General features: G+C 42.8%; 13 protein-coding genes. 9 read left to right on the top strand and 4 right to left on the bottom strand.

Annotated elements, in window-relative coordinates:
* Positions 1-5 precede the first annotated feature (5 nt).
* The 8 genes from B7705_RS09065 to B7705_RS09030 all read left to right on the top strand — a co-directional run bounded on the left by B7705_RS09065 (position 6) and on the right by B7705_RS09030 (position 6943).
* Positions 6-1787 carry an ABC transporter ATP-binding protein gene (locus B7705_RS09065; protein WP_084949093.1) on the top strand — a complete coding sequence of 594 codons (1782 nt, stop codon included), beginning with the start codon at positions 6-8 and terminating at the stop codon, positions 1785-1787.
* Between the two features lie 148 nt (positions 1788-1935).
* The gene (locus tag B7705_RS09060) at positions 1936-2454 is read left to right on the top strand and encodes a Dps family protein (RefSeq protein WP_038804896.1); all 519 of its coding nucleotides are present in this window, start codon (positions 1936-1938) and stop codon (positions 2452-2454) included.
* Between the two features lie 209 nt (positions 2455-2663).
* Positions 2664-3002, top strand: coding sequence for a zinc ribbon domain-containing protein YjdM (locus B7705_RS09055; RefSeq protein ID WP_001061600.1), 339 nt, complete (start codon positions 2664-2666; stop codon positions 3000-3002).
* A gap of 2 nt (positions 3003-3004) precedes the next feature.
* The gene (locus B7705_RS09050; protein WP_000775202.1) at positions 3005-3628 is read left to right on the top strand and encodes a Pr6Pr family membrane protein; all 624 of its coding nucleotides are present in this window, start codon (positions 3005-3007) and stop codon (positions 3626-3628) included.
* Positions 3629-3740: 112 nt separating this feature from the next.
* The gene (locus tag B7705_RS09045) at positions 3741-4892 is read left to right on the top strand and encodes an MFS transporter (RefSeq protein WP_084949092.1); all 1152 of its coding nucleotides are present in this window, start codon (positions 3741-3743) and stop codon (positions 4890-4892) included.
* Between the two features lie 99 nt (positions 4893-4991).
* On the top strand, positions 4992-5741 hold the full coding sequence (truA, locus tag B7705_RS09040; protein WP_084949090.1) for a tRNA pseudouridine(38-40) synthase TruA: 750 nt from the start codon (positions 4992-4994) through the stop codon (positions 5739-5741).
* Complete coding sequence (locus tag B7705_RS09035) at positions 5731-6504, top strand: bifunctional hydroxymethylpyrimidine kinase/phosphomethylpyrimidine kinase (protein ID WP_084949089.1); 774 nt, start codon at positions 5731-5733, stop codon at positions 6502-6504. The genes truA and B7705_RS09035 overlap by 11 nt, the downstream gene beginning before the upstream one ends.
* Complete coding sequence (locus tag B7705_RS09030) at positions 6482-6943, top strand: ECF transporter S component (RefSeq protein ID WP_084949087.1); 462 nt, start codon at positions 6482-6484, stop codon at positions 6941-6943. The genes B7705_RS09035 and B7705_RS09030 overlap by 23 nt, the downstream gene beginning before the upstream one ends.
* Positions 6944-6983: 40 nt before the next feature.
* Here B7705_RS09030 and B7705_RS09025 read toward each other — a convergent pair whose 3' ends face one another.
* The 4 genes from B7705_RS09025 to B7705_RS09010 all read right to left on the bottom strand — a co-directional run bounded on the left by B7705_RS09025 (position 6984) and on the right by B7705_RS09010 (position 11735).
* Positions 6984-8066 carry a M24 family metallopeptidase gene (locus tag B7705_RS09025; protein WP_084949086.1) on the bottom strand — a complete coding sequence of 361 codons (1083 nt, stop codon included), beginning with the start codon at positions 8064-8066 and terminating at the stop codon, positions 6984-6986.
* 127 nt (positions 8067-8193) lie between these two features.
* Positions 8194-8976 carry a lipid II isoglutaminyl synthase subunit GatD gene (gene gatD, locus B7705_RS09020; protein ID WP_084949084.1) on the bottom strand — a complete coding sequence of 261 codons (783 nt, stop codon included), beginning with the start codon at positions 8974-8976 and terminating at the stop codon, positions 8194-8196.
* Positions 8976-10319 (bottom strand): lipid II isoglutaminyl synthase subunit MurT, encoded by a 1344-nt coding sequence (gene murT / locus B7705_RS09015; RefSeq protein WP_084949082.1) that lies wholly within the window; start codon positions 10317-10319, stop codon positions 8976-8978. The genes gatD and murT overlap by 1 nt, the downstream gene beginning before the upstream one ends.
* Positions 10320-10418: 99 nt before the next feature.
* Entirely contained in the window at positions 10419-11735 is a 1317-nt protein-coding gene (locus B7705_RS09010; protein ID WP_084949081.1) for an FAD-containing oxidoreductase, read from the bottom strand.
* A gap of 340 nt (positions 11736-12075) precedes the next feature.
* Between B7705_RS09010 and B7705_RS09005 the strand changes: the two genes are divergently transcribed.
* On the top strand, positions 12076-13632 hold the full coding sequence (locus tag B7705_RS09005) for a DEAD/DEAH box helicase (RefSeq protein WP_084949079.1): 1557 nt from the start codon (positions 12076-12078) through the stop codon (positions 13630-13632).
* Positions 13633-13743: the final 111 nt, after the last annotated feature.

The raw sequence follows: 13743 nt of genomic DNA, 5'->3' as shown, positions 1-13743 counted from the left end.
GAAATATGAAAACACAATCTAGTTTGGCTCGTTTGTGGAGCTATTTGAAAGCCTACCGTTTTTCTGTCTTTTTTGCAGTCTTTCTAAAAGTTTTGAGTGTGGTCATGAGTGTCTTGGAGCCTTTTGTCTTGGGGCTGGCCATTACGGAGTTGACAAAAAACCTCTTAGATATGGCTAAGGGCCTTTCAGGTGCTAGTATCAATACTGGCTACATCGGAACGGTTTTAATCATTTACCTCTTTAGAGGTCTCTTGTATGAACTTGGGTCTTATTATTCCAACTATTTCATGACTAATGCGGTCCAGTCCATGACCCAAGATCTGCGAAATGAAATGACTGAAAAAATCAATCGTATCCCTGTATCTTTCTTTGACAAACACCAATTTGGTGATTTATTGGGACGCTTTACCAGTGACGTTGAGACAGTATCCAACGCTCTTCAACAGTCTTTTCTCCAAATTGTCAATGCCGTTCTGACGATTGTCCTCGTGATGGGAATGGTTTTATACTTGAACTTTCAACTGGCTATAGTGGTGATTCTATCCATTCCAGTGACCTATTTTGGTGCTAGAAGTATCCTGAAACGTTCTCAGCCTTATTTTAAAGAGCAGGCGGCTATTTTAGGACGGATGAATGGTTATGTGCAGGAAAATCTTACAGGTTTTAATGTCTTGAAACTCTACGGTCGTGAGGAAACTTCTCATAAGGAATTTTCTAAGATTACAGACGACCTCCAACGTGTTGGTTTTAAAGCCAGCTTTATCTCTGGACTCATGATGCCAGCCCTCCATGCTGTATCGGACTTGACCTATCTGATCGTTGCAGTTCTCGGTGGTTTGCAAGTGATTGCGGGTCGTTTGACAGTGGGGAATATGCAGGCCTTTGTTCAGTACGTTTGGCAGGTCAGTCAACCGATCCAAAATATCACACAACTTGCGGGTCAAATGCAAAGCGCCAAGTCTTCGTTAGACCGTATCTTCGACATCTTAGATGAGACAGAGGAAGTTAAGGGAGAGGAACTTGAAATCCTTGAACCCTTAACAGGTCAGGTGACCTTCAAGCAGGTTGACTTTCAGTATGTTGAAAACAAGCCATTGATACGAGACTTTAATCTAGAAGTTCAACCGGGAGAGATGGTGGCGATTGTTGGTCCTACTGGAGCTGGTAAGACGACCTTAATCAATCTGCTTATGCGCTTTTACGATGTCACAGCAGGCGCAATCTTGGTTGACGGGCAGGATATTCGCCAGTTGTCACGTCAAGACTACCGCCGTCAGTTTGGGATGGTCTTGCAGGATGCTTGGCTTTATGAAGGTACGATTAAAGAAAACCTACGTTTTGGAAATCTTGACGCCAGTGACGAGGAAATAATAGAAGCTGCCAAAGCGGCAAATGTAGACCACTTCGTCCGAACTCTTCCTGGCGGTTACAACATGGAGATGAACCAAGAGTCCAGCAATATTTCCCTCGGGCAAAAACAACTTTTGACCATCGCGCGTGCTCTCCTAGCCAATCCTAAAATTCTCATTCTGGATGAAGCGACTTCCTCAGTTGATACCCGTTTGGAACTCTTGATTCAAAAAGCCATGAAACGCTTGATGAAGGGAAGAACCAGCTTTGTCATCGCCCACCGCCTCTCTACCATTCAAGAAGCGGATAAGATTCTCGTTCTTAAGGATGGGCAGATAATTGAACAGGGAAATCATGAAAGCCTCTTGGCTGCAAAAGGATTTTATTATGACCTTTATCAAAGCCAATTCTCTCGGAAAGACACTGAAAATAACTAAAAAGATATCTGCTCATTTTCTTAAATTATCAGTCTATTGCAACTTTTTTAATATGGGTTAATTTTCTTGCTTTTGTCTACTAGGTGTAGTATACTGAGATAGTAATCAATAAATATGGTTGCAAAAATAATATTATGAGGTGAGAAAAATGGTAGAATTGAAAAAAGATGCATTAAAAGACGTAACAACATTATCTAAAACAGCGCCAGTAGCACTGGCAAAAACAAAGGAAGTATTGAACCAAGCAGTAGCGGACTTGTATGTGGCTCACATTGCCCTTCACCAAGTTCACTGGTATATGCGTGGTCGTGGTTTCCTCGTATGGCATCCAAAAATGGATGAATACATGGACAGCCTTGATGGCTATCTTGACGAAATCAGCGAACGTTTGATCACTCTTGGTGGCAAACCTTACTCAACTTTGACAGAATTCCTTCAACACAGTGAGATCGAAGAAGAAGAAGGAGAATTCCGTAACGTTGAAGAAAGCTTGGAACGTGTTCTAGCGATTTATCGCTACCTCATCGCTCTTTTCCAAAAAGCTTTGGATGTGACTGATGAAGAAGGCGATGATGTTACAAACGATATCTTTGTTGGTGCTAAGGCTGAACTTGAGAAAACGGTTTGGATGCTTGCAGCAGAACTTGGACAAGCTCCTGGTTTGTAAAATATAGTTGCTACCCCTTTTATCATGAGGCGCCTGATAAGTGCCCATGATCAATCATCTTTTAAAAGTCATGTAACTGTAAAAAGTTGCATGATTTTTTGTCTGCTGGACTTAGGACACATTGTCAAAAGTAGGATTTTACGGTATAATAGTTGCTGTTCGAGAAATTTTGATTTTCAAAAAATAGTGAAATGTTATAAGGAGAACCCATGAACAACTTACCAAATTGTCCAAAATGTAATTCAGAATATGTCTACGAAGACGGAAGTCTCTTGGTCTGCCCAGAGTGTGCCTATGAGTGGAATCCTGCAGAAGTTGCAGAAGTAGAAGAAGGTGTTGTTGCTATCGATGCCAACGGAAATAAATTGGCTGACGGCGATACTGTAACCTTAATCAAGGACTTGAAAGTAAAAGGTGCACCGAAGGACTTGAAACAAGGAACTCGTGTCAAAAATATCCGTATCGTAGAAGGTGACCACAACATCGACTGTAAGATTGATGGCTTTGGAGCCATGAAACTCAAGTCAGAATTTGTTAAGAAAATCTAGCCATGAAACTGAACTACAAATTTATCTTTTATAGCCGTGTACTTTTGTTCTTAGCGGCATTTACAGGAGTTTATTTGGAGATTACCAAGCACGGTGGCTTTGGAATGCTCCTATACTACACAGTATTGTCCAATCTTTTGGTAACGATTTTCACGGGTTATCTGCTTCGTGTGATGAGTCGCTCAGGTGAAAATTGGCAAAGTCCGACCCTGCTTCGTCTCAAGGGTGGTGTCACCATGAGTATCATGATTACCTGTGTGATTTACCATTTTATGCTTGCTCCGATTGCGACAGATTTTTACCGTGTGGAAAATTTCCTTTGCCACTATATCGTTCCACTCTGGTTTTTAGCCGACACTCTCTTCTTCGATAAACAGGGTCAATACAAGATCTGGGATCCAGTCTTGTGGACCATCTTGCCCTTGGTTTATATGATTTTTGCCTTGTTTAACGGCCTGGTCTTAAAACTCAATATTCCGAATTCCAAGGACAATCCCTTCCCCTATTTCTTTTTGAATGTGAACAAGGGTTGGGACGTGGTTATCAAATGGTGTTTGATCATTTTTGCGGCGTATATGGTTGCAGGCTTCATTTTCTATCTGATCAAGCAAATCAAGCGAAAATAGTCTTCCTATTAGGAAAGTTAGGACGGAGTCTCTAGTTCAATCGGGCTCCTTCTTTTCTTGCCATCTTCCTTTTAAAAGGATAAACAGTGAGAAATATATAGAAAGAAAATCCATGAAACAATATTTAGAACGGGCTAGTATTTTGGCCCTCTCCCTCGTTTTGATTACCTCCTTTTCCATCTCAAGTGCTCTGCCAGCCATGTTTGACTACTATCAAGGCTATCCCAAGGAACAAATCGAGCTCCTGGTCAGTCTCCCTTCTTTTGGGATCATGATTATGCTGGTTTTAAATGGGTTTTTGGAGCGGTTGTTTCCTGAGAGACTTCAGATTAGTCTGGGCCTTCTCATCCTCTCTATCGGTGGAACAGCTCCCTTCTGGTATCAGGAGTACAACTTTGTCTTTGCGATGCGGATTTTATTTGGCTTGGGTGTTGGGATGATCAATGCCAAGGCTATTTCCATCATCAGCGAACGCTATCATGGAAAGACACGGATCCAGATGTTGGGCCTCCGCGGATCAGCAGAAGTTGTCGGGGCATCGATTTTGACTCTAGTGGTCGGTCAACTCTTATCCTTGGGATGGACAGTGACCTTCTTGGCCTACAGTGCGGGATTTTTAGTATTGATTCTTTATCTGCTCTTTGTTCCTTATGGGAAAGAAAAGAAAGAAACAAAGAAAAAAGAGGCCGAAACGACTCGTTTGACAGGACAGATGAAAGGCTTGATTTTTCTATTGGCTGTCGAAGCAGCAGTTGTTGTCTGCACCAATACAGCTATCACCATTCGTATTCCTAGTCTGATGGTGGAAAGAGGTCTAGGGGATGCCCAGTTATCGAGTTTGGTTTTAAGTATCATGCAGTTGATTGGTATCTTGGCTGGTGTGAGTTTTTCTTTCTTCATCTCTCTGTTTAAAGAAAGATTGCTCCTTTGGTCAGGTATCACCTTTGGATTGGGGCAAATTGTGATTGCCTTGTCTCCGTCATTGGGTGTGATGGTAGTTGGAAGTATTGTGGCAGGTTTTTCTTACAGTGTGGCCTTGACCACTGTCTTTCAGCTTCTTTCTGAAAGAATCCCAGCTAAACTCCTTAATCAGGCAACATCTTTTGCAGTGCTTGGATGTAGCTTTGGGGCCTTTACGACACCGTTTATTCTTGGGGCGATTGGCTTGGTGACTCAAAACGGTATGTTGGTCTTCACCATTTTAGGATGTTGGTTGATAGTCACTTCTATCTTTGTTATGTACGCACTTCAAAAGAGAGCTTAGGATTAATTTCCTAAGTTTTTCTTTCTGGGAATTTTGTACCCAGACAATTATTGGTTTTTAAACTTGTTTACACTTTTATTTCCTGATAAAATAGAAGTTATGACAAGATATAAAGCAACTATTTCTTATGATGGTTATGCCTTTGCTGGTTTTCAGCGCCAGCCTCATGCGCGGAGCGTTCAAGAGGAAATCGAAAAAACCTTAACGAGACTCAATAAGGGGCAAGCCATCACTGTTCATGGTGCTGGTAGGACGGATAGTGGGGTCCATGCTCTGGGACAGGTCATTCATTTTGACCTGCCCTATCAGATGGATGAGGAAAGACTCCGTTTTGCTCTGGATACCCAGTCTCCAGAAGATATCGATGTGATTTCAATTGAGATTGTGGCCGATGATTTTCATTGCCGTTATGCCAAACATAGCAAGACCTATGAGTTTATAGTGGATAGGGGGCGTCCTAAAAATCCGATGCGCCGTCACTATGCTACTCACTTTCCCTATCCCCTCGACGTGGAGCGGATGCAGATGGCAATCAAAAAGCTGGAGGGAACCCATGATTTCACCGGTTTTACAGCATCTGGGACTAGTGTAGAGGACAAGGTTCGGACCATTACAGAAGCCAGTCTTAGTGTTGATGAGACCGGGCAGTTTTTGACCTTTAGCTTTTCAGGGAATGGTTTCTTGTATAAGCAGATTCGCAATATGGTGGGGACACTGCTCAAAATCGGCAACAACCGCATGCCAGTTGAGCAGATTGACCTGATTTTGGAGAAGAAGGACAGGCAGCTAGCAGGTCCAACAGCAGCACCGAATGGCTTGTATTTAAAGGAGATTCGTTATGAAGAATAATCGTATTTTAGCCCTTTCTGGGAATGATATTTTTAGTGGTGGTGGTTTGTCAGCTGATTTGGCTACCTATACCTTAAATGGTTTGCATGGTTTTGTAGCAGTGACTTGTTTGACAGCCTTGACAGAGAAGGGGTTTGAAGTCTTTCCAACTGACGATGCCATTTTTCAACATGAATTGGATAGCTTGCGTGATGTCGAGTTTGCAGGGATTAAGATTGGCCTTCTTCCTACTGTCAGTGTGGCTGAGAAGGCCTTGGACTTTATCAAGCAACGTCCAAGAGTGCCTGTGGTATTGGACCCCGTTTTGGTCTGCAAGGAAACGCACGACGTGGCTGTTAGTGAGCTCTGTCAAGAGTTGATTCGCTTTTTCCCTCATGTCAGTGTGATTACGCCAAATCTTCCTGAAGCAGAATTGTTAGCTGATCAGGAAATTAAAACATTGGAAGACATGAAGGCTGCAGCTCAGAAATTGCATGATTTAGGAGCGCCAGCAGTTATTATTAAGGGAGGCAATCGCCTCAGTCAGGACAAGGCAGTGGATGTCTTTTATGATGGACAAACTTTCACTGTTCTAGAAAACCCAGTCATTCAAGGCCAAAATGCTGGTGCAGGATGTACCTTTGCCTCAAGCATCGCCAGTCACTTGGTTAAAGGGGATGAACTTTTACCAGCAGTAGAGAGCTCGAAAGCTTTCGTTTACCGTGCTATTGCACAAGCAGATCAATATGGAGTAAGACAATATGAAGCAAACCAAAACAACTAAAATCGCCCTTATATCCCTCTTAACCGCCCTTTCTGTGGTTCTAGGTTATTACTTGAAAATTGGAACGGCAACAGGAATATTGACTCTCTTGGACGCAGGTATTTTCTTTACTGCCTTTTACTTTGGCAGTAAAGAAGGAGCTGTCGTTGGAGGACTAGCAGCTTTTCTGCTTGACCTTTTATCAGGCTTTCCACAATGGATGTTCTTTAGCTTGGTAAACCATGGCTTGCAAGGATTTTTTGCAGGTTTTAAAGGGAAGTGGCAATGGCTAGGCCTTGTCTTGGCTACTATCGTCATGGTAAGTGGCTATGCTCTGGGCTCAACTTTGATGAATGGCTGGGCAGCAGCCCTACCAGAAATCCTACCAAACTTCCTGCAAAATATCGTGGGAATGGTTGTGGGATTTGTAGTCTTTCAGAGCGTCAAGAAGATAAAATAAAAAAGTCAGCTTCAATAGCTGACTTTTTGCTTGTCTAAGTTTAATCAAAATAAAGCAAATCTTTGCTGGTGCTTGTAAAGAGGTCAAAGCCATCCTTGGTAACAACACCGCAGTCTTCGATACGAACGCCGACTTTACCAGGGATATAGATACCTGGTTCAACAGAGAAGCACATGCCTTCTTCGATGACCATGTCGTTTCCTTCCATGATAGATGGGAATTCGTGGACATCCATACCGATACCGTGACCGAGACGGTGGTTGAAGTACTCACCGTAACCAGCTTTTTCGATGACTTCGCGAGCAGCGCGATCCACTTCATGAGCAGTCACACCAGGTTTGATAAAGTCAAGGGCAGCTTGTTGAGCTTCAAGGGTCAAGTTGTAGATATCTTTCTTGAATTGGTCAGGTTTACCGACAGCGACTGTACGAGTCATATCTGAGGCGTAACAATTGACCATGACACCGAGGTCAAAGAGGAGAAGGGCGTCCTTTTCAACTTTGTTTGCACCAGGAATTCCATGCGGATTTGCAGCATTATCGCCAGTCAAGACCATGGTATCAAAGCTCATTTCATAGCCTTCACGTTTCATAGCAAAGTCGATTTGGGCAATGATATCTGTTTCAGTCTTATCAAGAGAAATGTTGTCAAAACCAACTTTGACAGCTTTATCAGCATAGAGACCTGCAACCATCATTTTTTGCACTTCGTCAGCTGATTTGATGAGACGCATGCGTTGGATGCGAGGAGTGAGGTTTTCAAACTCAGCAGTTTCAAAGACAGTTTTCAATCCATGGTATTTGGTCAAGATGAGATTGTCAAACTCAACAGCAACACGTTTGAAGTCGTGCTGCGGCAAAGCGTTTTTGATTTTTTGCCATGGATTTTCAGAATCCACATAGCCCACAACTGGGAAGGAAACAGTGCTACTTGCACGTTCTACTTCGAGAGCTGGGACAAAGAGGAGAGGTTCCTGATCCGCTAGGACAAAGAGGAACATTTGGCGTTCATGGGGATCACTGTAAAAGCCAGTGAGGTAATTAATAGTGACGGGGTCAGATACGACAGCGACGTCTAGTTTTTCTGATTCAAGATATGTTACGATTTGTTGTAATTTAGACATATGCTACCTTCTTTCTACCCCTCTATTTTGGCAAAAAAAAAGAGAAAATGCAAGAGAGAAGGGTAAAAGAACAAGCAAAAAGAACTCCGGTAAGATAGCGGAGTTCTTTGATCTAATTTTCCTTAGTTTAAGAAAAGTCTGCCTTGCTCTTAACATCGCCGTATTCTTCAGCAACTTCTTGGCTGAGAATATCCTCGTAAGTTGGTAGAACGATGTCCTGACCGTATTTTTTCTTGAGGGCAGTAGTGACCAAGCGATAGGCTAGATTGGCGTTACGAGAAAGGATTGGTCCGTGGAAATATGAACCAAAAACGTTTTTATAGTGAACACCTTCTCCGATTTTCTCTTCATTATTTCCATTTCCGTAAACAACCTGACCGAGTGGTTTTTGGTCATCTGAGAGGAAGGTACGACCTTGATGGTTTTCAAATCCATAGTAGGTTTCATCAAACTCTTCATTGTGAATCTTAATATCACCGATGAAGCGGTTATTGGTTTGGTTGAGAGTATAATGTCCCATGACACCTAGCCCTTCTATGCGTTTCCCTGAAGCCTCAACATAATATTGACCCAATAGTTGGAAACCACCACAGATGGCTAGAACCACTCCATCGTTTTGGATGTAGTTGTCAATGCTTTCTTTTTTAGCAGGAAGATCGCCTGCAATGATACTCTGTTCAAAGTCTTGACCGCCACCGAAAAAGGCAATATCATAGTGATTTTCATCAAAGTCATCATGGAGAGAAACGATGTCAACTGTCACATGTGCCCCCAGTTTTTCAGCCACATACTTGAGCATGAGGATGTTTCCATTGTCCCCGTAGGTATTCATGAGGTTTCCATAGAGGTGGGCGATGTTGAGCTGATAAGGGTAGTTGCTAGCTTTTGAGGAAAGTGAAGTATAAACCATCAGTTCATCTCCTTTCTAACAATCTGACGACTTGCCAGCAGTTCGCGGAATTCCAGCATAGCAGTATAGGTAGCCAGGATATAGGCATGCTTGCAGTCTTGGTTCTCAATGGTTTTGAGAACTTGTTCCAGATTGCTTGTTTCAGTGATTTTCTCAGCTGGATAGCCTGTCACTCGTAGACGACGCGCGATTTCAGAATGACGAACACCACCAGCGTTGATTTCAGGAATGTCCATGTCAGTGATTTGTTCAAAGTCCGCATCCCAGATCCAGCTAGTATCAATCCCATCAGCATAGTTGGCATTAAGGAGGACAGATAGGCTAAATGGATAAGGCGCTAGTTTGATCATCTCGATAGCTTGGGTAGCGCCAACAGGATTTTTAATCAAGACAAGAGTACATTCCTTGTCACCGATATGGAAGGTTTCCTGACGACCAAAGACAGCGCGACTCTTGTCAAATCCTTGCTTGATCCGTTGCGAATCTGCACCGAGGAAACGGGCGATAGCAACTGCAGCTAGGGCATTGTAGATGTTGTAGAGTCCACCGATTTGGATTCCGTATTCCTGGCCGTCAATGACAAAGCGGGAGCGATTGTTGGTCAACTCAACCAAGTCTGTCAGACGGTAGTCCAAGTCAGGTCGTTTGCAACCACAATTTTCACAGATATAGGCACCCAAGTTGGCATAGGTATTGAGCTCGTATTTTAGAATACTCTGACAGTCAGGACAGAGGATTCCTTCGGTATTGTAGTGAGCTAGTTTGGCTGGTCCTTTTTCCAAGTCAAAACCAAAATACTCTACAGGATTTGGAATAGCTGGCTTGTAGAAAAGTGGACTGTCACCATTGAGGAGAACAGTAGCCGTAGGCACCTTACGAATGGCATCCAAAATCATGTTATAAGTCGTGTAAATCTCACCATAGCGGTCCATCTGGTCACGGAAAATATTAGTGATGACAAAAAGGCTAGGATGGATGTAGTCACAGATACGAGATAGGCTGGCCTCGTCAATTTCTAGAATGGCAATGTTTTTTCCAGTTTTAGAGGATTTGGCAGTCAAGAAAGTTGTCGTAATCCCTGTAATCATATTGGCACCGCTTGGATTGGTCAGAACCTGACCATAAACTTCTTTTAAAATGCCGACAGTGAGGGCGGTTGTCAGGGTTTTCCCATTGGTTCCAGTGACCACGACAATCTCGTAGTTCTTAGCTAGATTTTGTAAAATATCTTTATCAAATTGGAGGGCAAGTTTTCCTGGGAGCGTACTTCCGCGGCCAAGACGGCTCAAGATGAAGTGAGAAGAACGCCCAGCTAGGAGACCCAAAGTAGTTTTTAATTTCATGTTTCTATTATATCATAAAAGAGGGAAAAGACAGGTTTGAGATTTCGCAGAAGCAAAAACAGCCCGATGAGGGCTGTTGGTTAACAAATCAGTCTCAACTTAAATCGCAAACAAGTCATTCAAGTTCTCAGCCAAGGTTGGGTGAGTGAAGATTTGTTTTGTGAAGTAAGTGTAAGGAATCTTGTTGTCCATAGCAACAGTGATGATGTTGATGATTTCTTGAGAACCTTCTGAGAAGATGCTTGCTCCAAGAATTTCTTTTGTTTCAGTATTGACAACAGCTTTGAAGGCTCCGCGAAGGTCTCCATTTACGTGACCACGAGGCATGGCAGCAACAGGGATTTCCTTAACGGCGTATGGAAGTTTCAAATCAGCTGCTTGGCTTTCCGTCAAGCCAACTTGAGAAAGAGCTGGTGTGATGAACATGGTGTTTGGTACATTGAGACGGTCTTCAAGTGTGTAGCTGCCATCTCCAGCAAGGTAGCTGTAGACAACACGGAAGTCATCAAGTGAAATGTAGGTGAATTGAAGTCCACCATTGACGTCTCCAACTGCAAAGACACCAGGAACGTTTGTTTGGCAGTGTTTGTCGACCTTGATAGCACCACGCTCCGTTAGTTCAATATCTGTATTTTCAAGTTGAAGTGGTTCTACATTCGGTTTACGTCCAGTTGCGTAGAGAAGGGCATCGAAACGGTAAGTTTCCTTTTCAGTTACGACGAGGACTTGATCACCGTCGTTTTTGATTTCAGTAGTATGGATGTTTTGAAGCAATTCAATACCGTCTTCTTCCATGTATTGTTTAGCAAGAGCTGCGATGGAAGGTTCTGCACGAGGTAGGAAAGTATCCAAGGCATCTAGGACTGTAACTTTGCTTCCAAGTTTGTTGTAAAGACCTGCAAATTCAAGACCGATATTTCCACCACCAAGGACACCAAGTTTTTCAGGCAATTTGTCCAAGTTTTGGATACCTGTTGAGTCAAAGACATTTTTACTTGTAGCAAGTCCAGGAATTGGCAAGACGTTTGAAACAGCGCCAGTGTTGATGACGATTGTTTCAGCAGTCATTTCTTGTTTTTCGTCACCAGCCTGGATCTCGATCACCTTATTTGACACGAAATGTGCCTCTGCATCAATGACATCAACGCCATTATCGGCCAACATTTTATAATTTTTAGCGTTAAGACGACCAGTCACCGCACCACGCTCTTTCATGGTATCGTCAAATGACCAGCCCTTTTCAGCCGCTACAATCATAGTCTTGGTTGGGATACAAGCAATATTAATGCAAGTACCACCATACATCGCTTTACTGCGCTCGATGACAGCAACTTTTTTTCCAGCCGCATTCATCTTAGCAGCCAAAGTCTTACCGGCTTTACCAAATCCAATGACAATTAAATCGTATGTTAACATTTTTAAATCCTCCTATTTGATTTAATTCTAGCACAAGAAAAAAACTTTTGCACAAATCTGCTACGGGAAAAAATATTGGACTAAAATAGTCTAACGAAAGCTTTCGGGAATCAAGTTCAAAAAATAGAAAAATCGTTTACATGATTTTCCTTAAAGATTCTACTATCTTTTGCCCCGCTCTTGTGTTATACTAGATAAGTTGCAAAGAAACCAGTACTTTTCTTTCGTGGAAAAGAAGCAACACGGTATCTCATTTTTAGATAAAGATACGTCATGAAAAGAAAAGTATATACTACGCGCTATAGGATGGCTTCGCACCATCTTTAGAAAGAAGAAAAACGTGAAATTTAATGAATTTAACTTGTCTGCTGATTTGCTAGCAGAGATTGAAAAAGCTGGATTTGTAGAAGCAAGTCCCATCCAAGAGCAGACCATTCCCTTGGCTCTCGAAGGAAAAGACGTTATCGGTCAAGCTCAGACTGGTACAGGAAAAACCGCAGCCTTTGGCTTGCCAACCCTTGAAAAAATCCGTACAGAAGAAGCGACCATCCAAGCCTTGGTCATCGCTCCAACTCGTGAACTCGCTGTCCAAAGTCAAGAGGAACTTTTCCGCTTTGGTCGTAGTAAGGGAGTGAAAGTTCGCTCAGTTTACGGTGGTTCCAGCATTGAAAAACAAATCAAGGCCCTTAAATCGGGTGCCCACATCGTGGTAGGAACACCAGGACGTCTCTTAGACTTGATTAAACGCAAGGCCTTGAAATTACAAGATATTGAAACTCTTATCCTTGACGAAGCGGATGAAATGCTCAACATGGGCTTCCTTGAAGACATTGAAGCCATCATTTCCCGTGTCCCTGAAAATCGTCAAACTTTGCTCTTTTCAGCAACCATGCCAGATGCTATCAAACGTATTGGCGTTCAGTTTATGAAAGAACCTGAGCATGTCAAGATTGCTGCTAAAGAATTGACAACAGAGCTAGTGGATCAGTACTATATCCGTGTCAAGGAACAAGAAAAATTTGACACCATGACACGTCTCATGGATGTAGAACAACCAGAACTTGCTATTGTATTTGGTCGTACCAAACGCCGTGTAGATGAATTGACTCGTGGTCTTAAAATCCGTGGCTTCCGTGCAGAAGGGATTCATGGAGATTTGGACCAAAATAAACGTCTCCGCGTCCTTCGTGATTTTAAAAATGGGAACCTTGATGTTCTAGTTGCGACGGACGTAGCAGCGCGTGGTTTGGATATTTCAGGTGTGACCCATGTCTACAACTACGATATTCCACAAGATCCTGAAAGTTATGTTCACCGTATCGGTCGTACAGGTCGTGCTGGTAAGTCAGGTCAGTCTATTACTTTCGTAGCACCAAATGAAATGGGTTATCTCCAAATCATCGAAAACTTGACTAAGAAACGTATGAAAGGTCTCAAACCTGCTAGTGCAGACGAAGCCTTCCAAGCTAAAAAGCAAGTCGCCCTCAAGAAAATCGAACGCGATTTTGCGGATGAAACTATTCGTGGGAACTTTGAGAAATTTGCTAAAGATGCTCGTAAGTTAGCTGCCGAATTTAGTCCAGAAGAACTGGCTATGTATATCTTGAGCCTGACAGTCCAAGATCCAGACAGCCTTCCTGAAGTGGAGATTGCGCGTGAAAAACCACTGCCATTTAAACCATCTGGAAACGGACGTTCTGGAAGTAATCGTGGACGCGACAATCGTCGAGGTGATAACCGTCGTGGTGGTCGCCGTGATGACTTCAAGAAAGGTAGTCGTGGAGACGACCGTTTTGATAAAGACAGACGTTACCGTAATAAAGACAATAAAAAACCTCGCAACACTTCAAGCGAAAAGAAAACCGGCTTTGTTATTCGTAACAAAGGAGACAAATAGAAAAAAGCGATTCACAGTGTGAATCGCTTTTATATATAAGGAGACCGATAGTAAAAGAAGATGTATAAAAGTAAAGGTGAGATGGGAAGGGGAACTTTAATCCATCTTCTT

It is taken from the genome of Streptococcus oralis subsp. dentisani, assembly GCF_002096685.1.
GTDB lineage: Bacteria > Bacillota > Bacilli > Lactobacillales > Streptococcaceae > Streptococcus > Streptococcus oralis_AD.
This window is presented reverse-complemented; position numbering and strand designations above follow the sequence as displayed.